The sequence below is a fragment of the Qipengyuania sp. GPGPB31 genome, from assembly GCF_038396345.1.
In the GTDB taxonomy this organism is placed as follows: domain Bacteria; phylum Pseudomonadota; class Alphaproteobacteria; order Sphingomonadales; family Sphingomonadaceae; genus Qipengyuania; species Qipengyuania citrea.
Genome location: NZ_CP149572.1, coordinates 1,201,503 through 1,227,392 on the forward strand (window position 1 = coordinate 1,201,503; position 25,890 = coordinate 1,227,392).

Here is a 25,890-nt window from a genome sequence, read left to right on the forward strand (position 1 = left end):
ATGTGATTAGAGGAGCCATGCCCGCTACTCCCGCCTGGCCGCCCAAGAGCGCTCCGCGTCTGTTCGTCGAGCAGGAACTGTCGGCCGATACGCCGGTCAGAATCGAGGGAAATCAGGCGCATTACCTGTCGAAGGTCATGCGCGTCGCCCCCGGCGATGCGGTAATCCTGTGCGACGACATGACGGGTGAATGGGCCGCCGAAGTGATCGAAGCAGGCAAACGCCGCATCGTGCTGCAGCCGCGCGACCACCAGCGGCCGCGCGAAGCGGTGCCCGATTTCTGGCTGTGCCCGGCCTTGCTCAAGAAGGACCGCTTCGACCTCGTGCTCGAGAAAGCGACCGAATTGGGCGCGGCGCGGATTGCGCCGGTGCTTACGCGGCGCTGCGTGGCCGACAAGCTCAATGCCGAGCGGGCGGCCACGATCGTGACCGAGGCGGCCGAACAATGCGCACGCACCGCGCTGCCCGAAGTCGCGGTACCGACCCGGCTCGATGCCTTGCTGCGTGACTGGCCGCAGGATCGCCACCTGTTCTTCGCTGACGAGGAAGGCGGCGAGCCGGCCGCCGATGCCTTCTGCTATGCCGAGGGGCCCGCCGCGCTGCTGGTCGGCCCCGAGGGCGGGTTCGACGACGCCGAGCGCGCAGCCATCCGCGCGCATCCCGCATCGGTCGCGATCAGCCTCGGCCCCCGCATCCTGCGCGGCGAAACTGCGGCTATTGCCGGCATGGCGGTGTGGATGGCCGAAGCGGGCGACTGGCTGGACGCAGATTAATTTCCTTTTCACGCACGGCCGCCTTGCCTATCGCCACGCGCCATGAGCACGCGCGAGACATCGGGGGCACAGGACCCCATTATCGAAAGCCGCGACCAGCTGGTTGCCCCGATGCAGCGCGGCGAAAAGCCGAAGGCCGACTGGCGGATCGGTACCGAGCACGAAAAACTGGTCTATGGCAGCAAGGACCACCGCGCGCTGTCCTATGAAGAAGAAGGCGGCATCCGCGACATCCTGCTGTCGCTGCGCGAGTTCGGCTGGGAGCCGATCGAGGAAGGCGGCAAGGTCATTGCCATGCGCGGTTCTGACGGAACCGTCAGCCTCGAGCCCGCGGGCCAGCTCGAGCTGTCGGGCGCGCCGCTGGAAAACCTGCACGATACCTGCGCCGAGACCGGCCGCCACCTCGCGCAGGTGAAGGAAATCGGCGAACGGTGCGGGGTTGGCTTCCTTGGCCTCGGCATGTGGCCCGACAAGACCCGCGAGGAACTGCCGGTCATGCCCAAGGGCCGCTACGACATCATGATGCGGCACATGCCCAAAGTGGGCAACCTGGGCCTCGACATGATGCTGCGCACCTGTACCATCCAGGTCAATCTCGACTATTCGAGCGAGGCCGACATGGCGCAGAAGTTCCGCACTGGGCTGGCCTTGCAACCGCTGGCCACCGCGCTGTTTGCCAACTCCCCCTTCACCGAAGGGAAACCCAACGGTTACCTGTCCTATCGCAGCCATATCTGGAGCGATACCGATCCGCACCGGACCGGCATGCTGCCCTTCGTCTTCGAAGACGGCTTCGGCTATGAACGCTGGGTCGACTACATGCTCGACGTGCCGATGTATTTCGTCTTCCGCGACGGCAAGTATCTCGATGCCGCCGGCCTCGGCTTCCGCGATTTTCTCGACGGGAAACTGGAAATCCTGCCCGGCGAAAAGCCCACCGAAAGCGATTGGTGGGACCATCTGTCCACCGCCTTCCCCGAAGTGCGGCTGAAGAGTTTTCTCGAGATGCGCGGCGCCGATGGCGGTCCGTGGAGCCGGATCTGCGCGCTGCCCGCCTTCTGGGTCGGCCTGCTTTACGACCAGTCCGCGCTCGATGCCTCGTGGGACCTGATCAAGCACTGGACGATGGAAGAGCGCGAGGAACTGCGCAACGCGGTGCCGCGGCTCGCGCTCGATGCGCCCATCCCCGGTGGCGGCAAGCTGCACGATCTGGCGAGGGAAGTAATGGCAATCGCCCGTGCGGGACTCGCCGCGCGGGGCCGTCTCAATTCATCGGGCGACAACGAGACCGGCTTCCTCGAAACGCTCGACGAAATCGTGGCCACGGGCAAGGTTCCGGCGCAGGTCATGCTCGACCGCTATAACGGCGAATGGGGCGGCGATATCGACCGCATCTACAAGTACAGCTTCTGAGAAGCGTGGGAGAACAGCGATGATCCAGATCAACGGTACAATCAGGCTGGGACGCTCGATCGATGCTGCCACGCGCAAGGCGATCGTCGAAATGGTCCGCGCCAGCCGCGCCGAGGACGGCTGCATCGACTATGCCTTTGCCAGCGACCTCGCCGATCCCGACACGCTGATCCTGTTCGAACGCTGGCGCGACCAGGCGGCGCTCGATGCGCATGGCAAGTCCGACCACATGGCAGCGTTTCAGGAGTTCATGGGGGCGAACCCGCCCGAGGCCAGCGATCTGCGCATATACGACACCGACGAGGGACAGCCGCTGCGCTGATTACTCCGCCGGTTGCGGCGCGATTGCGGGCTGCGGCCTGACCCGGTTCCATATCCGCGTCAGCGGCGCGGTGAGCAGCCCGTTCTGCGCCATCCATGCGTGGTATTCGCGGTATTTGGGATCCTCGGCCAGCAGGTGGGCTTCCTCGGTCTTGGCGCGCCAGAAATAGATCGCGTTGACCACCACAAGGAAGAAGCTGTTGCGGATTGCATCGACCGGCGAGCCGCTGGTCACGAGGAAGGGCAGGACCGCGGCCCACCAGAACAGGTTCTTCGACACATAGGCCGGGTGGCGGGTGAACCGATACGGGCCATTGGTCAGCACCCCGCGATAGGTGAGGTTGGAAAACCGCAGGCCGAAGGCGAAGGTCGCCCATGCGTAGACCCCGGTGAGCGCGACCAGCAGGGCGCCCCATAGCGCCAGCAGCGTGTCGTTCCCGGCCATCCAGTGTACCCAACCCGCGGTGTTCTGTTCGTAATTGATCGCCCGGCCATTGCCGAGGATGCCCCAGACGATCGGCGGATAGCAGATCAGCGCCGCCACCCAGCCCGCCAGCAGCGGGTTGCCCGAGCGGATATGCGCGTCGAGCGGGCGCATGGTGACGATATAGCCCACCGTCCCGATCATGACATCGATCATGAACATCGCCTCGATAATGGTCAGCGCGATGCGTTCGGGACGCGCGGCAACTTCGCCGAAATCGGCCGTCACGATGGTATGGAAGGCAAAGGGCACGATCGAGACCATGAAGGCCGTGAAGAAGGCCTTGATGATCCATACGCGCCAGTGACTGAGGACTTCTCGCGCGTCCCAGCCGGGACGCAGCAACAGCATGGCGCCGAAGTGCCAGGCATGATCGCGCGGCTCGACCAGCGCCCTGTCGAGCCACGGGACATAGAGCAGCGAGAGTACGACCAGCGGAAAGGCCGCGTAGGCCAGGACCTGCATCGAGAAGAGATATTGCCCGTCCCAGTACCAGCGGCACAGACAATAGAGGCCAGCGATGATTGCCCAGGTCGCCCACAGGCCGGCCAGCTTTACCCAGGTCACCGCGCGGTCGGGCTCGCGGCGTGCGGGCAGCGACCAGTCGAGACCCGTCGAGGGTCGCAAATGCACCTTTTCGACGAAGATCGACCACGCCGCCATGGGCAGCGCTGCGGCCAGCAGGCCGACCAGCGCCGAGCTGCGCCCGCCCAGCGTATCGCGCGGGACCGCCCAGTCGAAGGTTTCGGCGATCGCCGGAAAGGCGCGCGCGAAAGCGACCCAGGCCAGCAGCCCGGCGAGGCCAACAAGCCCCACGGCCGCGGAGACATCGCTCTTCGGCCGCGCGGCGGGTGCTGTTGCAGGCGCGCTCATGACCTCCCCTCGTTAGCCCGGAATGGTTAACAGGCGGGTCATGCTAGCACGACGATCAGCGGAACGCAGTGATCCGGCCGCTGTCGTCGAGAATGTAAAGCGTGTTATTCGCTACGATCGGGGCCAGCGAAACCGGCTCGTCGAGGTCGGTGAACAGGCTGGCCGAACCTTCCGCACTGCTGATGCGGTAGACTTCGCCTTCCGAGCTGACCGCCCACAGATTGTTCCCGGCAAGCACCGGTCCCGACCAGAAGATCGGGCCCTTCTTGTCCTTCTCGTCGCGCCAGCGCGGCAGTTGGGTCAGCCAGCGTACCTTGCCGGTCGAACGGGCGATGGCGAGCAGGCGCGCATCGTCGGTCAGCGTGAAGATCCACTCGCCCGCGATTGCCGGAGTGGAAATGCCTGCGAGGTTGAGTTCCCAGATCCGCTGCCCGGTCACCAGTTCGTAAGCCGCCATGCGGCCGCCCTGCCCCAGCGCGTAAACGCGGCCATTGTCGATGATCGGGTCGGCATCGATATCGGTCAGCGAACCGACCTGCGTCGAGATCGAGGTCAGCGCGAGCGCATCGGCCCACAGCGTCCGGCCATTTTCGTACCGGTGCGCGATCAGTTCGCCCGAACTGTAGCCCGCGATCACCGTGCCCTGCGCGGCGGCAGGCGCGGCCACGCCGAACACGCCGGCCTGCGTCGAGGAACCGGTGTCCTGCCACAGTACCGATCCATCGGCGGCATCAAGCGCGAAAATCTGGTCGTCCTGTGTCATCACGAAGACCGAGCCGAACGCCACCGTGGGCGATCCGCGCAGCGGGCCCGAGGGGCGCACCTTCCACACCACCGATCCGCTTGCCGCGTCGAGCGCGGCCACATCGCCCACGCCGTCGGTCATGTAGACCTTGCCGTCGGCATAGCTGACGCCGCCGCCGAAAGCAGAATCCCTCAGCGCGCTCTCGACGCCGGGGTTGTAGCTCCAGCGCGCCGCGCCGGTCGCCGCGTCGAAGGCCGACACCACGCCGTCGCTGCCGACCGCGAACAGCATGCCGCCGCCGACGACCGGTGCCGCGCCGAAACGGCGGCGCTGGCTGGCGCCTTCGATATCGACGGTAAAGGCACGCGACGGGTCGCTCGCCAAGGCCAGATGGCCATAGGACTTGCCCGCATTGCCGCCCGCCTGCGCCCAGCTGTCATTGACCTGCGCCGGGGGCAGGACGATCGACACGGTGGCCAGCGCCGGGTCGACCTTGGCGCCGGTCTCGATCCGCGACAGGATCGGCTGGCGATCGCCCAGCGTGGGGGTGACCTTCTTGTCGCCGCCGCCGAACAGGCCGCCGCTGCAGGCACCCAGCGCGAGTGCCAGGGCAGCGGCGCATGCCGTACGCGATAGGATTGTGCGGTTCATCTGTGTCCTCGTTCCGTATCTGGTGGCGGGCCGCAGCCTGCCCTATTCGGTTGCGACCGCGGCGTCTTCACCTGCGGCACTTTCGCGTTCGACCCCTTGCTCTGCGAGCAGCGCTTCGACGTCCTCGATCGCATCGACACCGAGCACGCCAGCCATCTGGCGGGCGCGCGACCGCACGCTTTCGGGCGCGGTCTGATCCTTGGCGATCTGCGCGAACAGGGCACCGGCTTCGGCGCGCTTGTCCTGATCGAGATAGGCATGTGCGACCAGCTCGCCAGCGCTGGCGAAATACGGCTTGCCGGGGGTCGCCAGCGGCTTGAGCGCAGCGACGATGTCGGCGCTGTCCATCGCGTCGTAATTGAGCGCCACGTCGCGCAACCGCGCAAGGTCGCGCATGGCGGGCGCCGCACCGTCGTCGGCGGCGATCTGCTTGAATAGCGCCGAGGCCTCGTCGTTATCGCCGCGCTGTTCGGCAATGCCTGCACGCATCAGCTTGGCTGCAACCGCCGCGCCGCTGCCTTCGCCCGCGGCGAGTTCCTCGAGGCGGTCATAACCGCTGTCGAGATTGCCCGCCTGGATCTGGTCGAGCGCGCCGACCAGCGTTTCGGAATCGCGTTCCATCGCGGCTTCCTGACGGCTGTCCCAGTAGAGATATCCGGCGAACGCCACCAGCGCGAGGATGATCAGGCCCAGCAGGGGCTTGCCCCACCGGTCGAGGAACGCCTGGGCGTCGCTCTGGCGCACGGCGTCGTCGACTTCGCGCAGCAGCGCTTCCTGCTGTGCGCTTTCCTGCTTGGCGCGTTTTTCTTCGCGGGACAGTTCGTTCTTGGGTGTCAGGGCCACAGCGGCGGGCTCCATCTGGAAAGGGGTCGGTTTGCGCGGCTCTTTACGGACAGGCGCGGACAAGGGCAATGGTCGGGACTGCCTGTCCCCGCCCGCGTGAACGGCGGCTTAAAGCGCCTAGAGCTCAAGGCCCATCGCGCTCGAATAGAGGCGGCGATAGGTCGCGACCATCTTGGCTTCGTCGAACTGCGCCACTGCCTTGGCGCGGTTGGCTTCACCGACCTCGCGGCGCAGGTCCTTCGACACCGCCAGCTGGACCAGCGCCATGCGCAATTCCTCTTCATTGCCCGGCGGCGCGATGAATTCCGCATTAGCCTCGGACACCATGTCGGCAATGTCGCCCACTGCAGGCGCGACCACCGGCAGGCCCGCGGCCATCGCCTCGACCACCGACAGCGGGAACTGCTCGGAATCGCTCGACAGCGCGAAGATGTCGAACAGGCCGATGACCCGCGCCGGATCGCTTACCGGCCCGGGCACATGGACCCTGTGGTTGATCCTCAACCGATCGGCTTCGGCCAGGATCGCATCGCGCGACTCGCCCTCGCCCAGAATCACCAATTGCCAGTTTTCGGGCAGATCGTTGAACACCCGTACCAGCCGCGGCAGGTTCTTGACCGTTCGCAGCCCCGCCAGCGTGCCCACCCAGTGTTCGCCCGGATGCTTGATCAGCCGCAGTGCATCCTTCTTCGGACGCATGGCGAACCCCTTGGTATCGATGCCATTGGGAATGCGTTTCACCCGGCCCAGCGGTTGCTGCCAGTCGACCAGCGCGATTTCCTCGAGCCGTTCGGAAGGAACGACGAGCCCCGATGCACGTCCCAGCGCGATCCGGCGGAACCAGGTGCGGCTGGTTTTCAGTTTCTTCAGCTCGCTTTCGTCGAAGCCGTCCTCGTGATGGATCAGCGGCGGCAGGCTATGCACATCCTTGAACAATGTGTGCGCCATCACCGCATCCATCGCGCCCCAATTGTAGGTGCAGACCAGATCATAGCCCTTCATCGCCCGGGCGATCTTCTGCAGGCGGCCCGGCAGGGGCCAGCCTTTCAGGCTGGGGAATTCCGGCTGGATGCGCACATCGCATCCCTTCGCGATCCGTGCGGCCGCGCCCAGCTGCGCAGGTTCGGCGGAAACGATCGTGTGCCGTGCCTTGGCAGCAAAGGCATTGATCAGCTGGACGGTGCGCAATTCCTTCCCGCCCGGGGCGAAGGTCGAGTGCAGATGGAGGATGTGCGGCACCACGCCGCGGCGCGCCCGGTTCATGCGAGGCGGGCCAGCAATGCATCCACCACGGCGCGCGCCTCGGGCTCATCGAGCGTGGGTGCGTGGCCGACCCCTGGCACCGTGGCCGCGATTGCCTGCGGGGCCCGCTGCTGCATGGCGGCGAAGGCCTGCGCCGACAGCAATTGCGACAATTCGCCGCGCAGCAGCGCGAGCGGCTTTTGCGCCAGCCGGTCGTAGGCCGGCCAGAGATCGGGCGGGACCGCCGCATCGTCCGCCGCGAGGATCGGTTCGGCGATCTTCATGTCGTAATCGAATGCGATCCGGCCGTTGTTGCACAGCGTCAGCGTGCGCTTGGCCATCGCGATCCATTCCTGCGTGCCATAGCCCGGAAAGGCGGGCCCGTGCACTTCCTCGAGCGCGCGCGCGGCATGCATCCAGGTGGGGAAGCTGCGGCCCTGCCCGATATAGGACTTGATCGCATCGAGCCCCGCGGTCTCGATAACGGGCCCGACATCGTTCAGCAGCGTGCCCGCGATCCGATCGGGTTGCTGGGCTGCCAGCGCCAGCGTGATGAGCCCGCCCATCGAGGTGCCGACCGACACGAAACGATCGATCGCCTCGGCCTCGAGCAGCGCCAGCAGGTCGGCGGTGTATGTCGGGATCTGGTAGCTGGCCGGTTCCTCGGCGTAATCGCTGTCGCCGCGTCCGCGCATCGTCGGCACCAGCACGCGCCAGCCCTGCGCCGCGATATGCGGGGCCAGGTCCTCGAAATCGCGCGCATTGCGGGTCAGCCCGTGGAGGCAGATTACCGGCGGACGCCCGGTAGCGCTGCCGTAGTCACGGAAGCGGAGGGTGAGGCCGTCGGGGCTCTGCCAGTGACGGTCGGTGTAGCTGTTATCCATATGGGGCGGAGAAAACCTTGGTCGCTTGGCGTTGGTGCCCTTGTATCGGGCCGACATGCCGCCCACTATCGCTGGATGCGCGCCGAACCGCAAGCCGCGAGCTATCGCCCCGACACGCCGATCGAAACGCTGGCCGACTGGATCGGCGATGCAGTCGAACCGGCGGATTTCCCGAAGACCGAACTGCGTTTCCGCAACGAGCGGTATGCCGCGACCGTGGGACTGGACGACTTGTCCGACGCCGAGTGGCTCCGCCATTTCGGCCGGTTCAAACCGCTGGCCGGCAACTTGCCGCAGCCGCTGGCGCTGCGTTATCACGGCCACCAGTTCCGCGTGTACAACCCCGAGATCGGCGACGGCCGCGGCTTCCTATACGCGCAGCTGCGTGATGCCGATGGCCGGTTGCTCGACCTGGGCACCAAGGGTTCGGGGCAGACGCCGTGGAGCCGCCGGGGCGATGGCCGGTTGACGCTGAAGGGCGCGGTCCGCGAAATCCTTGCCACCGAGATGCTCGAAGCGCTGGGGGTCTACACTTCGAAAACCTTCAGCGTGGTCGAGACCGGCGAGGCACTGACCCGCGGCGACGAACCCAGCCCCACCCGCTCGGCAGTGATGACGCGGCTGAGCCATGGCCACATCCGGATCGGCACTTTCCAGCGGTTGCTCGCCCTCGAAGAGCGCGCCCACATGGCGCAGCTGGTCGACTACTGCCTGGCGCAATTCCCCGGCCCGCCACCGCCTGAAGACGCCCCGGGACGCGAGGACCAGGCAGTGCGGCTGATGCATCTGGTGGTCGAACGGCTGGCAGATCTCGCCGCCAGCTGGATGGTCGCGGGCTTTGTCCACGGCGTGCTCAACACCGACAACATGAACATCTCTGGCGAGAGCTTCGACTACGGCCCGTGGCGTTTCCTGCCGCGATGGGATCCGGGCTTCACTGCGGCCTATTTCGACCACCAGGGCCTTTACGCCTTCGGCCGCCAGCCCGAGGCGCTGCACTGGAACTGCGGCCAGCTGGCGGTGGCCTTGCGGCTGCTTGCCGATGCGCCGCCGCTGATTGCCGCGATGGAACGCTTCGGCCCGCTCTACATGGAAGCGATCGGGCGGCGCTGGTGCTGGAGGCTGGGCGTCGCCAGCCGCGGACCCGAGGCCGACGGCCGCCTCGTCGCGGCCTGCGAAAAGGCGCTGAGCGACAGCGGTACCGCGCCCGATGCGTTCTTTTTCGCGCACCGCGGCGGCCGCGGGGCCGAGGGATCGCTGGCCGAAGCGTTCGCAGGCTATGAGCCGGTCGCTGGCGCGCACCCCTACTGGAATGGCGGCGGTCCGCAATCGATGCTGATCGAGGAAGTCGAGACCATCTGGGCAGCCATCGCCGAAAACGACGACTGGCAACCGCTGGCCGACAAGGTGGCCGCGCTGCGCGAAATGGGCGCCGCGCATGGTCCGCCCCCGCAACCCGCAGGGCATCGCCCGGCCGAGAGTGCAACTTGAATTGACGCAGCGCCCGCAACCTCCCACCTAGGGCACATTCCGAGGCGCAGAACAGGATAAGCATACGCCATGACGACCGAACTGGTCTCAACCGAACCCGCGACCGGCAAGGAAATCTGGCGCGGCCAGGCGGGCAATGTCGACGAGACGATCGAGCGCGCGCGCAAGGCGCTGCGGCAATGGTCGCGCGAACCGTTGGGCCGCAGGATCGAATTCGTGCGCCGTTTCGCCAATGAAGTCCGCAAGCACGGCGATGCCTTCGCCGAGCTGATCGCGCGCGAGACCGGCAAGCCGCTGTGGGAAGCGCGCACCGAGGTCGAAGCGGTCATCGGCAAGGTCGAGATCTCGATCACCGCCTATGCCGAGCGCACCGGGCAGAAAAAGCTCAACAGCGCGCTGCAGGGCACTGCCGCGCTGCGCCACAAGCCGCATGGAGTGATGGCCGTGCTGGGGCCGTACAATTTCCCCGCCCACCTGCCCAACGGCCACATCGTGCCCGCGCTGATCGCAGGCAATGTGGTGATCTTCAAGCCGAGCGAGAAAACCCCGGCAGTGGGCGAATTCCTCACCCGCTGCTTTCATGAGGCCAAGGTGCCCGAAGGCGTGGTGCAATGCATCCACGGCGGGGCCGAGGTCGGGCAGGCCCTGGTCGAGCACTGGATGGTCGATGGCGTGCTGTTCACCGGTTCGGCACGCGCGGGCATCGCTATCAACCGCAAGCTGGCCGCCGATCCGGGCAAGATCGTCGCGCTGGAGATGGGCGGCAACAACCCCATCGTCATGCTCGATACGCCCAAGATCGAGGATGCGGCGGCAACGATCGTCCAGTCCGCCTTCACCACCGCCGGCCAGCGCTGCACCGCAGCGCGCCGGCTGATCGTGGTCGATTCGATGTTCGACAAGATCGTGCCCGCGGTAAAGGCGCTGACCGAGAAGCTGATCGTCGACGAGCCTTTTGCCGAACCCCAGCCCTTCATGGGCTGCGTGATCGACAATTCCACCGCCGACCTGCTGTCCGAAAGCTTCGTTGCGCTGATGAGCCGGGGCGGCACGCCGATCATGCACATGAAGCGGCGCGACGAATCGCTGCCCTTCCTGTCACCCGCGATCCTCGACGCGACCGAGATCCACGACCGGCCCGACATCGAATTGTTCGGCCCGTTGCTGCAGGTGATCCGCGTGCCCGATTTCGACGCGGCGATCTATGAAGCGAACAATACGCGCTACGGCCTTTCGGCCTCGCTGATCGGCGGCAAGCCTGCCGATTTCGAGCATTTCTGGACCGAGATCCGCGCCGGCATCGTCAATTGGAACCGCCCCACCAACGGGGCATCCTCATCCGCACCGTTCGGCGGCGTCGGCCTGTCAGGCAACCACCGGCCCGCGGCGTTCTATGCGGCGGACTATTGCGCCTATCCGGTCGCCAGCAACGAGATGGAGCAACCCCGTGCGAGCATCGGGGTCGGTATCCGGGAAAGCTGACCGCGCTGCGGTCAGTCGGTGGTGACGAGGTCGATCTCGGTCACGCCCTGCGGCAGCCGTCGCGCATAGACCACATAGGCCGAACGCCCCTTGGTCCCGCTGAGTATGTTGTCTCCCGCGCTCTTGGTGTGTTCGGCATTGTAGCCGGCGGCGCGTGCGCGCGTGTAGTAGAAGGCAAGCACTTCCTCGAGCGCGACCGGCGTCAGGAAGGACACCACGCGCAGCGCGCACTGGCCTTCGTCGGTTCCGGCCGCTTCCTGCGTGTTGCCGCGCGGATAGACGGGAAAGGCGGCGGGCAGCTTGGCCGCCCAGGCAGAGGTGTAGTCGACCTTCTCGCCGCAATTCTCGCCGCCCGGCGAAACCGCGGCGCGGGCAGCGGCGACCATTGCCGCGCTCGGTGCATTGTCGTCGCCCAGCGTCTTGGCGGTCGGCGGCGAAACCAGTTCGCTGCGCCCGCCTACCAGTTCGGCGGCGCGGCTGCGCGCAGCCTCGATCGCGCGGGGCGACTTGTCGATATTGGGGATCGCGGCATTGCCGGTGCCCGACAGCGCGGCATTGGCTTCGTTCCGTCCGGCCAGATCGGGATCGGACGATAGCTCGTCGTTCAGCGCCTGTTCGCTCGCCGGGTCCATGGCGTCGCCTGCCGCCTCATCCTCGTTCCTGTCACCACAACTAGCCAAAAGGGCAACAGGAACGAGAGAGACGAGCAGGCGACGGTTCATCGATAGACCTCAACTTGGGAACGCGACTGTCCTACGCAGCAAGTGCCGCACTTTGCCAGCCGACCGGAGGCGCTGCACCATAGCGGGACATGCCGGCTTGAAAAGCTAAAGGGCGCCGCCCGCCTCCCCGCAAGGGAAGGACAGACGACGCCCGCACGACCCGGTGGCGAGCCGCGCTGTCCGGCCGTGGGTGGGCACGGCCGAAACGCAAATTCACATCAGCCGCAGCGGGTCTGCGAACGGTCGATCGACCGGCCGAGCAGTGCGCCCGCCGCCCCGCCGAGGATGGCGCCAAGCGTGCGATCGCCACCTTGGCCTGCGACTTCATGGCCCAGCAGTGCGCCGACGCCCGCGCCGACCAGCAGGCCGGTGGTGCCATTGTCGCGCTTGCAGTAATAACGCCCGTCGTTTCCGCGCCAGACGCGGGTGTTGGCGCGGACCGGCTGGCCGTAGCCGCGATCGTAACCCATGTAATAGGGACGCGACTGGCCGCCGCGATAGTCACCCCCGCCCCGGTAATCACGGTAATCGCGGTAATCGCGATCCCGGTCGTGCCGATGCCCGCGCTGCCGCTTGTGATCGAAGGTCAAGTCTCCGGTAACCGCTGCGTGCGCGCCGCTGTTGGTGTGCATCGCCGGCGCCGCACTGGCCGGCATGGCGAAGGCGAGGCCTGCCGCGGCGATGGCCATCGAAGCATTCCGGAAAGACTTGAGCATAGTTTATTCCTTTCTGAGCGCAGAGGCAGGAGGGGAGGCCCTGCGATGCCGTTAAGCTTTAGGCCGCCAAACCTGAACCGTATGCAACCACGCCGTCAGCTTTCGAAAAATCCGGCAGGCCGACGCTTCCGCGTCGACGAATTGCCGCTTGCGGGCGTGTTCGCGGGGGCCTAGCGCGCGAAAATGAACGCCAGCGCCCCACCCCAGACCGACCGCACGGGCCTTGCCGCGGCGTTCAGCGCCTATGTCATCTGGGGCTTCCTGCCACTCTACCTGATCCTTGTCCGCAGCGTCCCGGCGTTCGAATTCGTCGGCTGGCGAATCATCTGGACCATGCCGCTGTGCCTGCTGATCGTGCTCGCCCGCCGTCAGGGCCCCGACCTGCGCGCCGCGCTGGCCAATCGCCGGACGCTCGGCCTGCTGGCGCTGAGCGCGACGCTGATCGCGGTGAACTGGGTGGTCTATGTCTGGGCGATTCAGAACGGGCAGGTCTATGCCGCCAGCCTCGGCTATTACATCAACCCGCTGGTCAACGTGCTGCTGGGCACCGTATTGCTCGGCGAGAAGCTCTCGCGCCCGCAATGGGCCGCGGCGGGGCTTGCCGGGATCGGTGTTTCCCTGCTGGCCGCGGGCGCGCTCACCACGCTGTGGATCAGCCTGACGCTGGCGTTGAGCTTCGGGTCCTACGGGCTCATCCGCAAACAACTCGACGTCGGTTCGGTCCCCGGGCTGACGATCGAATCGGCGCTGCTGTTGCTGCCATCGCTCGCGGTCGCATGGTATTACGCGCAGACGCAGGGATCGTCCTTCGCCGTTTCGACCGAACTCAGCCTGGCGATCATGGCCGGCGGCGTGGTGACCGCCTTCCCCCTGCTGCTGTTCGCGATTGCCGCGCGCAAGCTACCCTATTCGATGCTCGGCTTCATCCAGTTCCTCGCTCCCAGCATCGTTTTCGTTCTGGGACTGACCGTGTTCGGCGAAGAGCTGAAGCCCGTCCAGGCCGCCTGCTTTGCCTGCATCTGGGCGGCCGCAGCGATTTTCGTGTGGGACCTCGTCGCGCGGACTAGGAAGCCAGCCGCCAGCTGAGCGTCTCGCCCGCGTGGAAGGGCACGATCCGCGCCTCGCCGCCATCGACTTCCGCCGGCACTTCCACCCGCGCCTTTTCCAGCGTGATCCGCTCTTCGTTCGGTGCGAGGCCGTAGAAAGCGGGGCCGTTGAGGCTGGCGAAGGCTTCGAAATGGTCGAGCGCGCCCTCGTCCTCGAACACCTGGACATAGCTTTCCAGCGCAAAGGGCGCGTTGAAGATGCCAGCGCAGCCGCAGGCGGTTTCCTTGGTATGCCGGTGGTGCGGCGCACTGTCGGTGCCGAGGAAATACTTGGCCGATCCGCTGGTCGCCGCGCCGCGCAGCGCCAGCCGGTGCTGTTCGCGCTTGGCCACCGGGAGGCAATAGAGATGCGGGCGAATGCCGCCGACGAGGATATCGTTGCGGTTGATCTGCAGGTGCTGCGGGGTGATCGTCGCCGCGACATTGGGACCCGCGCTTTCCACGAAGCCGACCGCCTGCATGGTGGTGATATGCTCGAAGATCACGCGCAGCATAGGCAGCCGATCGACCAGCGGCTGCAGCACGCGGTCGATGAACACCGCCTCGCGGTCGAAGATGTCGATATCGGGCGTGGTCACTTCGCCATGGACGCACAGCGGCATGCCGATATCGGCCATGCGTTCGAGCACGCCCATGATGTTGGCGACGTCGGTAACGCCGTGCGCGGAATTGGTGGTGGCGCCGGCGGGATAGAGCTTGGCCGCGGTCAGCACGCCGTCGGCATGGCCTGCGGCGAGATCGTCCGCGTCGCTCTCGTCGGTCAGGTAAGCGGTCATCAGCGGAGTGAAATCCAGGCCCGCGGGCACTGCGGCTAGGATCCGGTCGCGATAGGCTGCGGCAAGCGCGGTGGTGGTCACCGGCGGCGCAAGATTGGGCATCACGATGGCGCGGGCGAACTGGCGCGCGGTCTGCGGGACCACGGCGCGCATCGTGTCACCATCGCGGAAATGCAGATGCCAGTCGTCGGGGCGGCGGATTGTCAACGATTCGACCATGTGGTTGCCTATGGCGTCGGGCGGCCTATCTGTCACCCATGACTGCCACCCGCCTGTTCGACCGAGCCATCGTCCGCCTTACCAGCGAAGACCCCGACGAAGATGTCATTGCCTTCCTGCAGGGACTGGTGACGAATGATGTCACGGGGACCCTGCCCGCCTATGCCGGCCTGCTGACGCCGCAGGGCAAGACGCTGTTCGATTTCCTCGTATGGCCCGGCGCCGCCGGGGAAGTGCTAATCGATTGCGAAGCCGAGGCGGCCGAGGATCTGGCCAAGCGGCTGTCGCTCTACCGCCTGCGCCGCAAGATCGCGATCGCGGTCGATGCAGGCGTGGCCGTGCACTGGCAGGCTGAGATGGGCGATGGCGGTGCTGCCGACCCGCGACTGGCCGCGCTCGGGCAGCGCTGGCTGGCGCCAGTTGCCGACAGCGATGAAGCAGCGGACGCCGACTGGCGGGCGCACCGCCTCGCGCTGGGCGTGCCCGAAGGCCGGGCCGAACTGGGCGACATCCTGTGGCTGGAAACCAACGCCGCCGAACTGCACGGCGTCAGCTTCGGCAAGGGCTGCTATATCGGGCAGGAGAACACCGCCCGGATGAATTGGCGCAGCAAGGTCAACCGGCGGCTGGTGGTAGTCCCGCTCGAGCGTTCCGACGACAAGCGGCGCAAGGCGGATTACCCCGATCTCAGCCTGGCGGTGGACCATCTGCGGGTGGATGCAATCGACGCGGACAGCGCACCGGAATGGATGCGCGACGCGCTCAGCCCTGCGGCAGAGTGATATCCATCGACCGGGTGAGCATGCGCTCGGCCCGGTCGCGCGCGGCTGTTTCGGGAAGCCCGAGCGAGCGTGACAGCGCGGTGCCGATCAGCGCATCGCCCATGGCCATCAGCACCAGCGCCAATGTCTCTTCATGCACCTGCGTCGGGGCAGCGCCATGCGCGGCTTCCTCGGGCGCGATTTCATCGACCAGCTGATGGATGGTCTCGACGATCGGGGTCAGCGCGTCCTCGTTGCCGGTCAGGATCATCCAGCTGGCGAGTGCGCCAGCGCCTTCCTTGTCGAATGCGTCGAACGCCAGGTCGACCACCTCGCGCGGCGATCCGAGACCCGCGCGGCTCGCCCGGACCGCCTCGATGATCGTGTCGCACACCGTCTTGGCAAGATGGCCGGCCAACGCCTTCTGCAGGCCCGCCGCCGATCCGAAATGGTGTAGCAGATTGGCATGGGTGCGGCCGATGCGCGCGCCTACCGCCTTCAACGTCACCGATTGCGGCCCCGCTTCGATCAACAGCACGCGTGCCGCCTCGAGCGCTGCAAGTCGCGATTCCTCGGGCGATAGTCGTTTGCGCGTGGCCATTGACCGGTGCGGTAACCCATTGCGCAGGGCCGCGAAAGGCGTGACGCCAATTTATTGACAGCAATGTAAGTAGGCCTTACTTACATCAATGTCAGTTAATCCCGAGGAGCTTTTGATGAACGCCCCCGTTACGATCGATACCGACTTGCGTGACACCGCGCCGACCCCGGCCGATCTGACCATCACCGTGCGCGACGAGCGCTTCAATCGCGGCACCAGCCCGCGGCGCTGGTGGGCGGGCGAACCCTTCGGCACTGCCTGGCACAATGCCCTGTCGGCCACCTTCCCTCGCGGCGAAGCCTTCTTCATCGAGGCGGTCAAGGCGCATCGCGAAGGCGCCAATCCCAAGCTCGAGAGCGAGATCCGCGCCTTTGTGAAGCAGGAAATCAACCACACCCGCGAACATATCGCCTTCAATCGGCTGGCCGAGGACGCGGGCTACGACATCAAGACAATCGACGCGCGGGTGGCGGAATTGCTCGCGCTGACCAAGGGGCGCCCGGCTATCGCGAACTTGGCGGTGACCATGGCGCTCGAGCATTACACCGCGATGATGGCAGCCGAATTCCTCGCCAATCCGAAGCATTTCGCCGCCGCCGACAAGGAAGTGCGCGATATGTGGCGCTGGCATGCGGCCGAGGAGATCGAGCACAAGGGCGTCGCTTTCGACACCTGGAACCACGCCACCAAGGACTGGACCGCAGGCAAGCGCTGGCGCGTGCGCAGCCTCGTCATGCTCACGGTTACTGCGCGCTTTTTCAAGAACCGCTGGGCCGATGCGCTCGCTTTGCTCGAACAGGACGGTATCACCGGCTGGAAGGCGAAGTGGGGCCTGTTCAAATATCTCACCGTCAGCCCGGGCATCGTGCGCCGGATCTTCCCCGCGTGGCTGGCCTATTTCAAGCCGGGCTTCCACCCGTGGGATCATGACGACCGCGAGTTGATCAAGCTGTACGAAGGCGATTTCAGCGACGCGCTGATGCCCGCCGAGTAAGGCTTCGTAGCTGAACGAAGAAAGGCCCCGCAGGTACAGCGCCTGCGGGGCCTTTCTCTTGCCTGGCTTCAGGCGGCCTGCGGCCGCGCGCGGGCATCGGCGCGCAGGTCGAGGCTGAAGAGCTTGCAGGGTGCTTCGCCGCCCCGTGCACGGCTCGCACGGGGCGCGACCCGGCCGGTGGGCAGGAAGCCGATCTTGCGCAGCACGCGGCCCGATGCCGGATTGTCGACGAAATGCCCCGCCTCGATCCGCTGGTGGCCGAGAAGGCGCGCCACTTCGAGCGCGCCGCGGCCCGCTTCGCTGGCGTAGCCCTGGCCCCAATGGGGCCGTGCGATCCAATACCCGATCTCGGCATCTGCGCTGTCGCAGGGATCGATGCCGATGCAGCCGATCACTTCGGAGCCGCTGCCCGTGGGCAGGGTAACGAGGAAGACCGGATAGCGCGGGTCGTGCTGGCGCATGACGAATTCGCGGGCGTGTTTGGGGAGATAGGGCCACGGCGCGCTGGCAAGATTGCGGACGATCGCCTCATCGGCGATTCCGCCCAGCAGCGCTTCGGCATCTTCGGGCCATGCCGGCCGCAACAGCAGCCGTTTGGTCACATGGAACATAGGTAATCTCCCCTTCGGTCCACGCTCCGGGCTCCTAGGCCGGACGCGTGACAATTGCGTGATGGCGAAAGAAAATTTCGCCGCGAAATCGAAGAAGGAGAAACGACAAGAGGGAGACGGGTCGGCCCCATCTCCCTCTTCGGTTGCCGGATCGTGGACCCGGCTGGGACCGTCCCGTTTGGACGATCCCGTTATCGGAGCGTCCGGTTTACTCGGCGGCTTCGGCCATCATGTCGACCGAGACGAACTGGCGGTCGAGCTTGCCCTTGTGGAAGCGGACTTTGCCGTCGGTAAGCGCGAACAGGGTGTGATCCTTGCCCATGCCGACATTGCTGCCCGGATAGTACTTGGTGCCGCGCTGACGCACGATAATGTTGCCGGCGATGACGTTCTCGCTGCCGAACTTCTTCACACCAAGGCGACGACCGGCCGAATCACGACCGTTACGCGACGAACCGCCTGCTTTTTTATGTGCCATCGTCCGCGCTCCTTACTTCTTGGCTTCAGTCGTCTTGGCAGCGGCCTTCTTGGGCGCAGCCTTCTTGGCAGGAGCCTTGTCTTCCGCGGCATCGGCCTTGGGAGCGGCTTCCTTCTTCGGCGCGGCCTTTTTGGCCGAACCGGCACCGACGTCGGTGATCCGCAGCAGCGTCATCTGCTGGCGGTGACCGTTCTTGCGGCGATAGTTGTGACGGCGACGCTTCTTGAAAACGATCACCTTTTCGCTCTTGGCCTGTGCGATGATCTCCGCCGAAACGGTAACCTTGCCGGCATCCGAAAGCGAATCGCCTTCGCCTGCGAGCAGGACGTCGCCCAGCGTGATGGTATCGCCGGCTTCGCCAGCCAGCTTCTCAACCGCGATCTTGTCTCCGGCGGCAACCCGGTACTGCTTGCCGCCCGTGCGCACTACTGCGAACATGGTGGTTATCTCTCGTTCAAATTGCTGTGCCGTGATCTTGCGATGCACGGCGCGCCCGTCAGGCTACATGAAGCAGCCCCGGAAAGAAGCGTGCCGTTAAGCGATAGGTTGCCGCAAGTCAACGCTCGCCGCGAGGAATTTTGCATCCCCGCTGGTGCGCTGCGGCCTGCGTGATATGGAAGACAGGATGATCGATCGCAAGCTTTTCGCCCTCCCCCTCGCCATATTCCTGCTGGCCGGCTGCGCGGGCACCGCGTCCGAACGCTACCCTTCGCTGGCGACACGCGATGTGGAGCGCGCCGAAGGCACGTTCGAGCCCGTCCCGGGGCGACAGCTGGAGGTTCCGCAAGTTCCGGTAACGATGTCGGGCAGCCTTGATGAGCGGCTTGCTGCACTCGTCGAGCAGGCGCGCGGGGCGCATGCCGAGTTCACCGGTGCCGTCCCGGCAGCCGAGCGCAGGGTCGGCGCCGCCGCCGGCAGCGCGATCGGCAGCGATAGCTGGGCGACGGCGCAAGTGGCCCTCGCCGATCTCGATTCGGCGCGCAGCATTGCCGCGACGGCGCTGGGCGATCTCGATATCCTCTATACCGCTGCGACCGTCCAGGCGCAGGACAGCGCCGCGATCGCAGCAGCGCGGGAGACCGTCATCGCGCTGGTGCGCGAGGAAGACGACGTGCTGGCCAGGCTGCGCGCACAAATCCGCTGATCGCGCATACGAAAAACGCGGAGCCGGTTGCCCGGCCCCGCGTCCCCCCCCCGGAAAGGTGCCTATACGAAGGCGGCGATCGTCACCGTGGCAATGCCCCAGCAAAAGATCAGCGCCGGCAGGATCAGCATTTGGACTGCGGCGTCCCCCGCCTTCACGCGGCCCGTATGCGTGACGATTCCCTGGCTTACGAGCTTCGCCCAGCTCATGTTGCGCCCGCGATGCTCGGGACCGATCCGTGTCCACAGCGCGGGCAGGCCGAAGCCGGCGACGATAAACAGCGTGAAGATGACCATCGGGATGATCAGCCCCGGCGTCGAAAGACCCGTAGCCATCACTGCAAGAAAGCCCAGATACAGGCCCACCGTCGCGATATAGAGACCCTTGGGCAGTTCGAAACTGCGGTCGGTCTCGGGCATGGTCTTGGGCGCCGCAACGATGGCGGCTTGTTCGGCAACGAGTTCGCGAGTGAAATGCTTGGACATGGCGGGCTCCTTTGTTGAAGCCTTGATGCGCCCGAGCGGCCGACGATTCCTTGATCTCGATCAACGAACGGAATTTATTTCCAGCGCTCCAGATCGGCATGATCTTGTTCCCGCGGCTCGATCCAGTGCCATGCATCGCCGCGTTTCTCGCGTTTCCAGAACCACGCCGCCGATTTGAGATGGTCCATCAGGTAATCGGCACCGGCGAATGCATCGCGCCGATGCCGTGCTGCGGTAGCCACCAGCACGATCGCCTCACCCGGTGTCATCACCCCCACGCGGTGCCAGGCAAGCGCGCCTTCGAGCCCGAAGCGCATCTTTGCCGCCTGCGCGAGGTCCAGCATGCCGCTGAGCGTAAGCGGTTCGTACTGCGTCAGTTCGAGCGCCTTTACGTCGCCGTCCGGCCGGACCTTGCCGCAAAAGGAGACCACCGCCCCGGCCGCGCCCTGTGCCGCGTTGAAGGCGGCCAGTGCCTCTCCCACGGACAGCCCCTTCTCGAGCACGCGGACATCGAGCGGCGTTTGGAGAACGAGCCTAGCCACCGCTCACCGGCGGCAACAATGCAACCTCGTCGCCATCCCGCGCCGACAGCTGGGTCTTGTCCGCCAGCACCTTGCCTGCGCAAGCCAGATTGACCCGCGCCTCGCGCAGCTGTTCGGCAACCGCGGGGTTCACCGCGGCCAGCAGACCGTCCCAACCGAGCGGCGCTGCGACTTCGCATTCGTCCTGCCCGGCGAGATCGCGCAACGGACCGAGGAAAAGGATACGCACGCCCATGGTTCAGGCTTCCAGATATTGGCCGGTCACGCCGGGCGCCGTTGCAAGGTAGCTTTCGATCGCGGCGAGCGCCGCGCCTTCCCCCGCGATCATGTTGATCCGGCGCGGCGCATGCTTGCGCGCCAGGGCGACAACGATCGCCCGCCGCCATTCGCGGTGGGTGTGATCGGCCGATGGGAGGACGAGGACGGCGTCATCGCCCCCGGCCAGGGCATCCTCCGCCTGCGGCAGCCATTGTCCGTGGAACAGCGCCGCAGCCGCAAGCGGATCGCCAGGCAGGCCGTCCACCGCGATCCGTTTCATTCACGCCGCTCGCGGTGGAGCGTGATGCCGATCATCTCGTCCGCCTCCGCAATCGCCAGCTTGACGATCTTGACCGTCACTGCGGTAATGCGCCGGTCCTGCAGGAACAGCGTTTCGCAAACATGGTCGGCGACCGCCTCGATCAGCTTGAAATGGACGCCTTCGGGCAAGGCTTCCGAGGCGGCGAACTTGAGATCCATGTAGTTCTTCGAATGATCGAGCGAAGTGTCGGGATCATAGCGGCGCAGCGGCTTCATCTGCGCCTGGATGGTAAAGCGCAGCGGCTGCGGCCGGCCGGTTTCTTCGGAATAGATGCCGGTGAGCACGTCGTGCTCGAAATCGGCCACTTCGAGGATCAGCGAATCGTCCATGGGCAGCGTCCTAGCGCGGATTCGACCAGCGCGCGAAGATCGCGGTGGGCAACAGCCGTCCGCTGCCATCCTCCTCCACCGCCAGATCGCCATGTTCGATCGTGCCCGGCAGTTCGGCGAACAGTTCCTGAAGCAGGCCGGCCAGGCTGAGGCTGCTCATGCGAACGGCATAGACGGTCAGGAAAAGGAACCGGCTGTCGGCATCGAGCAACTGGCGGCAATCGGACACGAGCTCCGGCAATCCTTCCTCGAGCCGCCACACCTCGCCATCCGGCCCTCGCCCGAACTTCGGCGGATCGAGAATGATGCCGTCATAGCGGCGCCCGCGTCGCACTTCGCGTGCCGCGTACTTCATCGCATCCTCGACCAGCCAGCGGATGGGACGCTCATCGAGCCCCGCCATGGCGGCGTTCTCGCGCGCCTGGGCGACCGATTTCTTGCTCGCATCGACATGCGTCACACGGCCGAAGCGGCTGAGCGCCTGCGTGCCCACGCCGGTATAGCCGAACAGGTTCATCGTTTCGGCATCGCGCGCATCGCCGAGTTGCCGGCCCATCCATTCCCACACCGGGGCCATGTCGGGGAAGAAGCCGAGGTGCCGGAACGGCGTGCATTGCGCCGTGAAGCGCGCTTCGTCGCCCCAGCGCAGCGTCCAGCCATCCTGCGGCACGTCGCGCGCAAACTGCCAGCGGCCACCGCCGTCCTCGTCGCTGCCGGGGACGAATTCGCCATGCGCGTCCCATTCGGGCATGCGCGGCGACCACATCGCCTGCGGTTCGGGGCGGATGAAGCGGTAGTCACCATATTGTTCGAACTTGCGCCCGTGCCCGCTGTCGAGCAGGCGATAGGCGTCCCAGCCTTCGCCGACCATCAGCACCGGATCGCGCCGCATTTGGGCCATCAGGCCGAATGCCCCACGATATGGTCGCGCACGGCTTCATAGGTGCCGGGAAGCTCGCGATAGGCTTCTTCGCGCGCGAACAGATCGCCGACCCGGGCCGGCAGCCCCGGCCGCGTGCCCGTCGCCCGCTCGACCGCATCGGGGAACTTCGCCGGATGCGCGGTGGCCAGCGTGACCACAGGGACGTCATGCGGCAGTTCGGCCACGCGCGCCGCGTGCAAGCCGATCGCAGTGTGCGGATCGACGATTTCCGCGCAATCCTCGCATGCCCAGCGCATGGCCCGCGCCATGTCGTCCTCGTCGGCGCGCATGCTGGTGAACAGCGCAGACGCGCCTTCGCGCTGCGCATTGGTTAGCTGCATTGCGCGTGCGCTTTCGAACCCGCGCATCTGCTCGGCCAGAGCGATCCCGTCGCGCCCGCCGACATCGAACAATAGCCGCTCGAAATTGGAACTGACCTGAATGTCCATGCTGGGCGCAGCGGTGGGTGTCACCTCCCCGGCCGAATAGTCGCCGGCGCTGAGCGCGCGGTGCAGGATGTCGTTGACGTTGGTCGCCACGATCAGCCGCTCTATCGGCAGGCCCATCTGCGCCGCGACATGGCCGGCGAAGACATCGCCGAAATTGCCCGTCGGGACGCTGAACGCCACCTTGCGGTCGGGCCCGCCCAGTTGCAGCGCAGCGGCGAAATAATAGACCACCTGCGCCATCAACCGCGCCCAGTTGATCGAATTGACCGCGCCGATCCGGTGGGTGTCGGTCACGTCGCGATCGGCGAAGATGCGCTTCACCATCGCCTGCGCGTCGTCGAAGCTGCCATCGATCGCGATGTTGTGGACATTGGGGGCGCGCACGGTGGTCATCTGGCGGCGCTGGACATCGCTGACGCGGCCCTTGGGATGCAGCATGAATATCTCGACCCGGTCGAGCCCCGCCACCGCATCGATCGCGGCGCTTCCCGTATCGCCGCTGGTAGCCCCGACGATGGTCAGGCTGCCATCCTCGCGCGCGAGGAACTCCTCGAACAACAGGCCGAGCAATTGCAGCGCGACGTCCTTGAAGGCGAGCGTGGGGCCATGGAACAGTTCGAGCAGCCATTGCCGCTCGTCGAGCTGGGTCAGCGGGGTCACGGCCGCATGGGCGAAGCGGCCATAAGCCTTGGCGGTCAGTTCGCGCAGCCGCTCGGGCGTCAGGCAATCGCCGACGAAGGGCTGCATCACCCGCGCGGCCAGTTCGCTGTAGGGCAGACCGCGCATCGCGGCGATTTCGTCATGCGTGATGCGCGGCCACTGTGCCGGGACATAGAGCCCGCCATCGCTGGCCAGACCGGCGAGCGTGACGCCGGCGAAATCGAGCGACGGAGCGCTGCCGCGGGTGGAGACATATTTCATCGGGATAGGCGGTTAGCGGGGCATGCCGGGGCGGGCAAGCAAGCGGCTCTTTAAACGTCCCTAGCCCGCGTGGCACGGCGCCGCAGCGCGAGGATGTAGATGATCAGCGCGGTGAGCGCGAAAAAGAACCACTGGCCCGCATAGGCAAGGTGGTTGTTGGGCAAATCGCGTGGATCGGGCGGCGCCAGCGGGGCAAGACCGGCCACGCCTTGCGCGGCGACGATCCGGCCGCCCGGCGCAATGGTGCCGCCAACCGCCCCCCTACCCATTCGACCGGCGCGGGATTGCGCGAAAATCCCAGGTCGATGCGGACCTGTTCGCCGCTGGGCAGCGCGCATGTCGCGCGGTGGGCGACGCCCTTTTCGCCGCGCAGGCTGGTCCCGGCGACGGTGTTGATCCCGACCACCTCGGCGCAGGTCACCTCGGTCCGGCGATACAGCAACTCCTCCGCCAGGGCCGGATCGCGCGGATAGCCGACCGGCTCCGCCATCTCCAGTGACCGTTCGGCGCGCTGGATCAGCGCGTCCTTTTCCTCCATCCGGCCGAGCTGCCAGAAACCGAGCGCGATCATGACCGCAATGGCGGCGGCTACGATGACCGTGGCGAATATCGGAATGCGTCTCACAGCGCGCTGCTCTCCGGGATCGCGATACGACTATTTCCGCCCGCGAAGGATTTCAGGGTCGGCATTGGTTTATCCACCGTGGGGCAAGAACCAAGAAGGGCAGCCACGGCGGTGCCGGGCTGCCCTTCCTGTTGTTCGAGCCTGTCGGCAGCCATCAGTGGACGGCGGCGCCCCAGCCACCCCAGACGTAGACGGTGATGAACAGGAACAGCCACACCACGTCGACGAAGTGCCAGTACCATGCCGCAGCTTCAAAGCCGAAGTGCTGACGCGGGGTAAAGTGGCCCTTGTAGGTCCGCACGAGGCAGACGATCAGGAAGATCGTTCCGACGAGGACGTGGAAACCGTGGAAGCCCGTCGCCATGTAGAAGGCCGAGCTGTAGGTGTTGCCGCCGAATTCGAACGGCGCTGCGGCGTATTCGTAGGCCTGGATCGCGGTGAACACGGCGCCCAGGATGATCGTGAGCCACAGGCCCTTCTTCAGTCCATCGCGGTCGCCGTGGATCAGCGAATGGTGCGCCCAGGTGACGGTGGTGCCCGAACACAGCAGGATCAGCGTGTTGAGCAGCGGCAGGCTGAAAGGATCGATCACGTATTCGATGGCAGCAGGCGGGAAAGTCCCGCCCACGACATCGGACAACTCGCTCGGGAACAGCGCGAAATCGAACCAGCTCCAGAACCAGCCGACGAAGAACATCACTTCCGAGGCGATGAACAGGATCATGCCGTAGCGCATGTGCAGCTGGACGATCGGCGTGTGGTCGCCGCGTTCGGCTTCCTTCACGATGTTGCTGAACCAGGCGAAGAAGGTCGCGATCAGGCCGGCGATGCCGAGGCCGAGCACGAGATGCGCGCTGGCCATTTCGTGCATGTAGAGCACCATGCCGCTGGTGAAGGTCAGCGCCGAGAACGAGCCGACGAAGGGCCAGATATCGGGTTCGAGGATGTGATATTCGTGATTGACGTTGCCAGCCATAGTACTCGCGTCCTGGGTTTCGCTTTGCGGGTGCCCTTAATGCGCCAATGCGCTGGGGTCTAGGGGCTACTCGGCAGATTCCAGCGCCCGGTGGAAAGTATATGACAGGGTAATCTGCTCCACCCCGTCCATGTTGGGATCGTCGAGCGCCTTCGGATCGACGAAATAGAGCACCGGCATGCGCACTTCCTGCCCCGGCTGCAGCACCTGCTCGGTGAAACAGAAGCACTGGATCTTGTTGAAATAGGCCCCGGCCTGCTCGGGTTCGACATTGAAGGTCGCGGTCCCGGTGATGGCCTCGTCGGATTCGTTCTTCGCGAGGTAGATAGCCATGTCGCGCTGACCGATCGTCACGGTGTCGGTGACCTGTTCGGGGCGGAAGCTCCAGGGCACATCGCCCGCAGTCGTCCCGTCGAAACGGATCGAGATCGTCCGCCCGCCGGCACTGGCGCCAAGACGTTCGGCGATGGCCGCATCGCTCTCGGTCGCGCGCTGCGTCGTACCGCCGAAGCCGGTAACCTGGCAGAACAACTGGTAGAGCGGCACTGCTGCGTAGCCCAGACCGAGCATGGCCAGTGCACCACCGAAAGCGAGCAGAGCGGTGCGGTTCTTGCGGGTATCGAGAGTAGCAGCGGTCATGGCGAAGCTCACATCCTAGCGATGGTTATCACATAGAAAAGAACGGCGAGGAACAGCAGGATACCGCCAACCACGAGGTTGCGGCTCTTCTG

32 protein-coding genes are annotated in these 25,890 nt (G+C 65.9%); 9 read left to right on the forward strand and 23 right to left on the reverse strand.

From position 1 onward, the window contains the following. Positions 1-17: 17 nt before the first annotated feature. Genes WKH79_RS06155 through WKH79_RS06165 form a run of 3 tightly spaced genes read left to right on the forward strand, consistent with a single transcriptional unit; the run spans position 18 to position 2,508 of the window. On the forward strand, positions 18-773 hold the full coding sequence (locus WKH79_RS06155; RefSeq protein ID WP_341859929.1) for a 16S rRNA (uracil(1498)-N(3))-methyltransferase: 756 nt from the start codon (positions 18-20) through the stop codon (positions 771-773). 42 nt (positions 774-815) lie between these two features. After that, the gene (locus WKH79_RS06160; protein ID WP_341859930.1) at positions 816-2,186 is read left to right on the forward strand and encodes a glutamate--cysteine ligase; all 1,371 of its coding nucleotides are present in this window, start codon (positions 816-818) and stop codon (positions 2,184-2,186) included. Positions 2,187-2,205: 19 nt separating this feature from the next. Continuing rightward, positions 2,206-2,508 carry a putative quinol monooxygenase gene (locus WKH79_RS06165; RefSeq protein ID WP_050599306.1) on the forward strand — a complete coding sequence of 101 codons (303 nt, stop codon included), beginning with the start codon at positions 2,206-2,208 and terminating at the stop codon, positions 2,506-2,508. Here WKH79_RS06165 and WKH79_RS06170 read toward each other — a convergent pair whose 3' ends face one another. From WKH79_RS06170 to WKH79_RS06190, 5 genes are all read right to left on the reverse strand, one after another. Then, positions 2,509-3,864 carry an isoprenylcysteine carboxylmethyltransferase family protein gene (locus WKH79_RS06170; protein ID WP_341859931.1) on the reverse strand — a complete coding sequence of 452 codons (1,356 nt, stop codon included), beginning with the start codon at positions 3,862-3,864 and terminating at the stop codon, positions 2,509-2,511. A 55-nt stretch (positions 3,865-3,919) separates the two neighbouring features. Then, positions 3,920-5,260 (reverse strand): PQQ-binding-like beta-propeller repeat protein, encoded by a 1,341-nt coding sequence (locus tag WKH79_RS06175; RefSeq protein ID WP_050599308.1) that lies wholly within the window; start codon positions 5,258-5,260, stop codon positions 3,920-3,922. Positions 5,261-5,302: 42 nt separating this feature from the next. Beyond that, positions 5,303-6,103 (reverse strand): tetratricopeptide repeat protein, encoded by an 801-nt coding sequence (locus WKH79_RS06180; protein ID WP_341859932.1) that lies wholly within the window; start codon positions 6,101-6,103, stop codon positions 5,303-5,305. A 117-nt stretch (positions 6,104-6,220) separates the two neighbouring features. Next, positions 6,221-7,366, reverse strand: coding sequence for a glycosyltransferase family 4 protein (locus tag WKH79_RS06185; protein WP_341859933.1), 1,146 nt, complete (start codon positions 7,364-7,366; stop codon positions 6,221-6,223). Next, entirely contained in the window at positions 7,363-8,229 is an 867-nt protein-coding gene (locus WKH79_RS06190; protein WP_050599311.1) for an alpha/beta hydrolase, read from the reverse strand. The genes WKH79_RS06185 and WKH79_RS06190 overlap by 4 nt, the downstream gene beginning before the upstream one ends. Positions 8,230-8,304: 75 nt before the next feature. On the opposite strand from WKH79_RS06190, the gene WKH79_RS06195 reads away from it, so the two are divergent. After that, on the forward strand, positions 8,305-9,720 hold the full coding sequence (locus WKH79_RS06195) for a YdiU family protein (protein ID WP_341859934.1): 1,416 nt from the start codon (positions 8,305-8,307) through the stop codon (positions 9,718-9,720). A 69-nt stretch (positions 9,721-9,789) separates the two neighbouring features. Beyond that, positions 9,790-11,202: a succinylglutamate-semialdehyde dehydrogenase gene (astD, locus tag WKH79_RS06200; protein WP_050599313.1), complete on the forward strand. Its 1,413-nt coding sequence runs from the start codon at positions 9,790-9,792 to the stop codon at positions 11,200-11,202. A gap of 11 nt (positions 11,203-11,213) precedes the next feature. On the opposite strand, the gene WKH79_RS06205 is transcribed toward astD, so the two are convergent. Beyond that, complete coding sequence (locus tag WKH79_RS06205; RefSeq protein WP_341859935.1) at positions 11,214-11,924, reverse strand: hypothetical protein; 711 nt, start codon at positions 11,922-11,924, stop codon at positions 11,214-11,216. A 218-nt stretch (positions 11,925-12,142) separates the two neighbouring features. Then, positions 12,143-12,640, reverse strand: a complete 498-nt coding sequence (locus tag WKH79_RS06210) for a glycine zipper 2TM domain-containing protein (protein WP_063512572.1) — start codon at positions 12,638-12,640, stop codon at positions 12,143-12,145. A gap of 183 nt (positions 12,641-12,823) precedes the next feature. On the opposite strand from WKH79_RS06210, the gene rarD reads away from it, so the two are divergent. Next, positions 12,824-13,726, forward strand: a complete 903-nt coding sequence (rarD, locus tag WKH79_RS06215) for an EamA family transporter RarD (RefSeq protein WP_341859936.1) — start codon at positions 12,824-12,826, stop codon at positions 13,724-13,726. Here rarD and pyrC read toward each other — a convergent pair. Then, positions 13,704-14,741 (reverse strand): dihydroorotase, encoded by a 1,038-nt coding sequence (pyrC, locus tag WKH79_RS06220; protein WP_341859937.1) that lies wholly within the window; start codon positions 14,739-14,741, stop codon positions 13,704-13,706. The genes rarD and pyrC overlap by 23 nt on opposite strands. A gap of 38 nt (positions 14,742-14,779) precedes the next feature. Between pyrC and WKH79_RS06225 the strand changes: the two genes are divergently transcribed. Further along, positions 14,780-15,523, forward strand: coding sequence for a folate-binding protein (locus tag WKH79_RS06225; RefSeq protein ID WP_341859938.1), 744 nt, complete (start codon positions 14,780-14,782; stop codon positions 15,521-15,523). Here WKH79_RS06225 and WKH79_RS06230 read toward each other — a convergent pair. Beyond that, complete coding sequence (locus tag WKH79_RS06230; RefSeq protein WP_050599318.1) at positions 15,504-16,103, reverse strand: TetR family transcriptional regulator; 600 nt, start codon at positions 16,101-16,103, stop codon at positions 15,504-15,506. The two genes, WKH79_RS06225 and WKH79_RS06230, sit on opposite strands and share 20 nt — an antisense overlap. Positions 16,104-16,218: 115 nt before the next feature. Here WKH79_RS06230 and WKH79_RS06235 point away from each other — a divergent pair, with 115 nt between their 5' ends. Next, positions 16,219-17,097: a metal-dependent hydrolase gene (locus WKH79_RS06235; RefSeq protein ID WP_341859939.1), complete on the forward strand. Its 879-nt coding sequence runs from the start codon at positions 16,219-16,221 to the stop codon at positions 17,095-17,097. A gap of 68 nt (positions 17,098-17,165) precedes the next feature. Here the strand turns inward: WKH79_RS06235 and WKH79_RS06240 are convergent, their stop codons facing one another. The 3 genes from WKH79_RS06240 to rplU all read right to left on the reverse strand — a co-directional run bounded on the left by WKH79_RS06240 (position 17,166) and on the right by rplU (position 18,624). Continuing rightward, entirely contained in the window at positions 17,166-17,708 is a 543-nt protein-coding gene (locus WKH79_RS06240; protein ID WP_050599320.1) for a GNAT family N-acetyltransferase, read from the reverse strand. A 208-nt stretch (positions 17,709-17,916) separates the two neighbouring features. Continuing rightward, positions 17,917-18,186 (reverse strand): 50S ribosomal protein L27, encoded by a 270-nt coding sequence (gene rpmA, locus WKH79_RS06245; protein ID WP_050599321.1) that lies wholly within the window; start codon positions 18,184-18,186, stop codon positions 17,917-17,919. 12 nt (positions 18,187-18,198) lie between these two features. Further along, complete coding sequence (rplU, locus tag WKH79_RS06250) at positions 18,199-18,624, reverse strand: 50S ribosomal protein L21 (protein ID WP_050599322.1); 426 nt, start codon at positions 18,622-18,624, stop codon at positions 18,199-18,201. A gap of 187 nt (positions 18,625-18,811) precedes the next feature. On the opposite strand from rplU, the gene WKH79_RS06255 reads away from it, so the two are divergent. Continuing rightward, complete coding sequence (locus WKH79_RS06255) at positions 18,812-19,330, forward strand: hypothetical protein (protein WP_341859940.1); 519 nt, start codon at positions 18,812-18,814, stop codon at positions 19,328-19,330. A 62-nt stretch (positions 19,331-19,392) separates the two neighbouring features. Here the strand turns inward: WKH79_RS06255 and WKH79_RS06260 are convergent, their stop codons facing one another. From WKH79_RS06260 to WKH79_RS06310, 11 genes are all read right to left on the reverse strand, one after another. Then, the gene (locus WKH79_RS06260) at positions 19,393-19,815 is read right to left on the reverse strand and encodes a hypothetical protein (RefSeq protein WP_341859941.1); all 423 of its coding nucleotides are present in this window, start codon (positions 19,813-19,815) and stop codon (positions 19,393-19,395) included. Between the two features lie 74 nt (positions 19,816-19,889). Then, on the reverse strand, positions 19,890-20,357 hold the full coding sequence (locus WKH79_RS06265; RefSeq protein WP_341859942.1) for a molybdenum cofactor biosynthesis protein MoaE: 468 nt from the start codon (positions 20,355-20,357) through the stop codon (positions 19,890-19,892). Next, on the reverse strand, positions 20,350-20,592 hold the full coding sequence (locus WKH79_RS06270; protein ID WP_050599326.1) for a MoaD/ThiS family protein: 243 nt from the start codon (positions 20,590-20,592) through the stop codon (positions 20,350-20,352). The genes WKH79_RS06265 and WKH79_RS06270 overlap by 8 nt, the downstream gene beginning before the upstream one ends. 3 nt (positions 20,593-20,595) lie before the next feature. Beyond that, on the reverse strand, positions 20,596-20,895 hold the full coding sequence (locus tag WKH79_RS06275) for a Rossmann fold domain-containing protein (protein WP_341859943.1): 300 nt from the start codon (positions 20,893-20,895) through the stop codon (positions 20,596-20,598). Then, on the reverse strand, positions 20,892-21,266 hold the full coding sequence (locus WKH79_RS06280; RefSeq protein ID WP_341859944.1) for a dihydroneopterin aldolase: 375 nt from the start codon (positions 21,264-21,266) through the stop codon (positions 20,892-20,894). Before WKH79_RS06280 ends, WKH79_RS06275 begins: the two co-directional genes overlap by 4 nt. 10 nt (positions 21,267-21,276) lie before the next feature. Beyond that, the gene (locus WKH79_RS06285; protein ID WP_341859945.1) at positions 21,277-22,167 is read right to left on the reverse strand and encodes a class I SAM-dependent methyltransferase; all 891 of its coding nucleotides are present in this window, start codon (positions 22,165-22,167) and stop codon (positions 21,277-21,279) included. Beyond that, positions 22,167-23,558, reverse strand: coding sequence for a threonine synthase (gene thrC, locus WKH79_RS06290; protein ID WP_341859946.1), 1,392 nt, complete (start codon positions 23,556-23,558; stop codon positions 22,167-22,169). Before thrC ends, WKH79_RS06285 begins: the two co-directional genes overlap by 1 nt. A gap of 103 nt (positions 23,559-23,661) precedes the next feature. After that, positions 23,662-24,129, reverse strand: a complete 468-nt coding sequence (locus WKH79_RS06295; protein ID WP_341859947.1) for an SURF1 family cytochrome oxidase biogenesis protein — start codon at positions 24,127-24,129, stop codon at positions 23,662-23,664. Between the two features lie 50 nt (positions 24,130-24,179). Next, positions 24,180-24,338 carry a hypothetical protein gene (locus WKH79_RS06300; protein WP_341859948.1) on the reverse strand — a complete coding sequence of 53 codons (159 nt, stop codon included), beginning with the start codon at positions 24,336-24,338 and terminating at the stop codon, positions 24,180-24,182. After that, positions 24,338-25,159, reverse strand: coding sequence for a cytochrome c oxidase subunit 3 (locus tag WKH79_RS06305; RefSeq protein WP_050599332.1), 822 nt, complete (start codon positions 25,157-25,159; stop codon positions 24,338-24,340). Before WKH79_RS06305 ends, WKH79_RS06300 begins: the two co-directional genes overlap by 1 nt. A gap of 66 nt (positions 25,160-25,225) precedes the next feature. Continuing rightward, positions 25,226-25,798 carry a cytochrome c oxidase assembly protein gene (locus WKH79_RS06310; RefSeq protein WP_050599375.1) on the reverse strand — a complete coding sequence of 191 codons (573 nt, stop codon included), beginning with the start codon at positions 25,796-25,798 and terminating at the stop codon, positions 25,226-25,228. Positions 25,799-25,890: the final 92 nt, after the last annotated feature.

Coding starts and splice junctions, on each gene's coding strand:
- WKH79_RS06165 (WP_050599306.1), top strand. CDS start 2,206: ATGATCCAGATCAACGGTACAATCAGGCTGGGACGCTCGATCGATGCT.
- WKH79_RS06185 (WP_341859933.1), bottom strand. CDS start 7,366: ATGAACCGGGCGCGCCGCGGCGTGGTGCCGCACATCCTCCATCTGCAC.
- rpmA (WP_050599321.1), bottom strand. CDS start 18,186: ATGGCACATAAAAAAGCAGGCGGTTCGTCGCGTAACGGTCGTGATTCG.
- WKH79_RS06190 (WP_050599311.1), bottom strand. CDS start 8,229: ATGGATAACAGCTACACCGACCGTCACTGGCAGAGCCCCGACGGCCTC.
- WKH79_RS06255 (WP_341859940.1), top strand. CDS start 18,812: ATGATCGATCGCAAGCTTTTCGCCCTCCCCCTCGCCATATTCCTGCTG.
- WKH79_RS06295 (WP_341859947.1), bottom strand. CDS start 24,129: ATGATCGCGCTCGGTTTCTGGCAGCTCGGCCGGATGGAGGAAAAGGAC.
- WKH79_RS06260 (WP_341859941.1), bottom strand. CDS start 19,815: ATGTCCAAGCATTTCACTCGCGAACTCGTTGCCGAACAAGCCGCCATC.
- WKH79_RS06230 (WP_050599318.1), bottom strand. CDS start 16,103: ATGGCCACGCGCAAACGACTATCGCCCGAGGAATCGCGACTTGCAGCG.
- WKH79_RS06155 (WP_341859929.1), top strand. CDS start 18: ATGCCCGCTACTCCCGCCTGGCCGCCCAAGAGCGCTCCGCGTCTGTTC.
- WKH79_RS06275 (WP_341859943.1), bottom strand. CDS start 20,895: ATGAAACGGATCGCGGTGGACGGCCTGCCTGGCGATCCGCTTGCGGCT.
- WKH79_RS06285 (WP_341859945.1), bottom strand. CDS start 22,167: ATGGCCCAAATGCGGCGCGATCCGGTGCTGATGGTCGGCGAAGGCTGG.
- WKH79_RS06300 (WP_341859948.1), bottom strand. CDS start 24,338: ATGGCTGCCGACAGGCTCGAACAACAGGAAGGGCAGCCCGGCACCGCC.
- rarD (WP_341859936.1), top strand. CDS start 12,824: ATGAACGCCAGCGCCCCACCCCAGACCGACCGCACGGGCCTTGCCGCG.
- pyrC (WP_341859937.1), bottom strand. CDS start 14,741: ATGGTCGAATCGTTGACAATCCGCCGCCCCGACGACTGGCATCTGCAT.
- WKH79_RS06205 (WP_341859935.1), bottom strand. CDS start 11,924: ATGAACCGTCGCCTGCTCGTCTCTCTCGTTCCTGTTGCCCTTTTGGCT.
- WKH79_RS06310 (WP_050599375.1), bottom strand. CDS start 25,798: ATGACCGCTGCTACTCTCGATACCCGCAAGAACCGCACCGCTCTGCTC.
- WKH79_RS06270 (WP_050599326.1), bottom strand. CDS start 20,592: ATGGGCGTGCGTATCCTTTTCCTCGGTCCGTTGCGCGATCTCGCCGGG.
- WKH79_RS06280 (WP_341859944.1), bottom strand. CDS start 21,266: ATGGACGATTCGCTGATCCTCGAAGTGGCCGATTTCGAGCACGACGTG.
- WKH79_RS06160 (WP_341859930.1), top strand. CDS start 816: ATGAGCACGCGCGAGACATCGGGGGCACAGGACCCCATTATCGAAAGC.
- WKH79_RS06195 (WP_341859934.1), top strand. CDS start 8,305: ATGCGCGCCGAACCGCAAGCCGCGAGCTATCGCCCCGACACGCCGATC.
- WKH79_RS06175 (WP_050599308.1), bottom strand. CDS start 5,260: ATGAACCGCACAATCCTATCGCGTACGGCATGCGCCGCTGCCCTGGCA.
- WKH79_RS06305 (WP_050599332.1), bottom strand. CDS start 25,159: ATGGCTGGCAACGTCAATCACGAATATCACATCCTCGAACCCGATATC.
- astD (WP_050599313.1), top strand. CDS start 9,790: ATGACGACCGAACTGGTCTCAACCGAACCCGCGACCGGCAAGGAAATC.
- WKH79_RS06210 (WP_063512572.1), bottom strand. CDS start 12,640: ATGCTCAAGTCTTTCCGGAATGCTTCGATGGCCATCGCCGCGGCAGGC.
- WKH79_RS06170 (WP_341859931.1), bottom strand. CDS start 3,864: ATGAGCGCGCCTGCAACAGCACCCGCCGCGCGGCCGAAGAGCGATGTC.
- WKH79_RS06240 (WP_050599320.1), bottom strand. CDS start 17,708: ATGTTCCATGTGACCAAACGGCTGCTGTTGCGGCCGGCATGGCCCGAA.
- WKH79_RS06225 (WP_341859938.1), top strand. CDS start 14,780: ATGACTGCCACCCGCCTGTTCGACCGAGCCATCGTCCGCCTTACCAGC.
- WKH79_RS06235 (WP_341859939.1), top strand. CDS start 16,219: ATGAACGCCCCCGTTACGATCGATACCGACTTGCGTGACACCGCGCCG.
- rplU (WP_050599322.1), bottom strand. CDS start 18,624: ATGTTCGCAGTAGTGCGCACGGGCGGCAAGCAGTACCGGGTTGCCGCC.
- thrC (WP_341859946.1), bottom strand. CDS start 23,558: ATGAAATATGTCTCCACCCGCGGCAGCGCTCCGTCGCTCGATTTCGCC.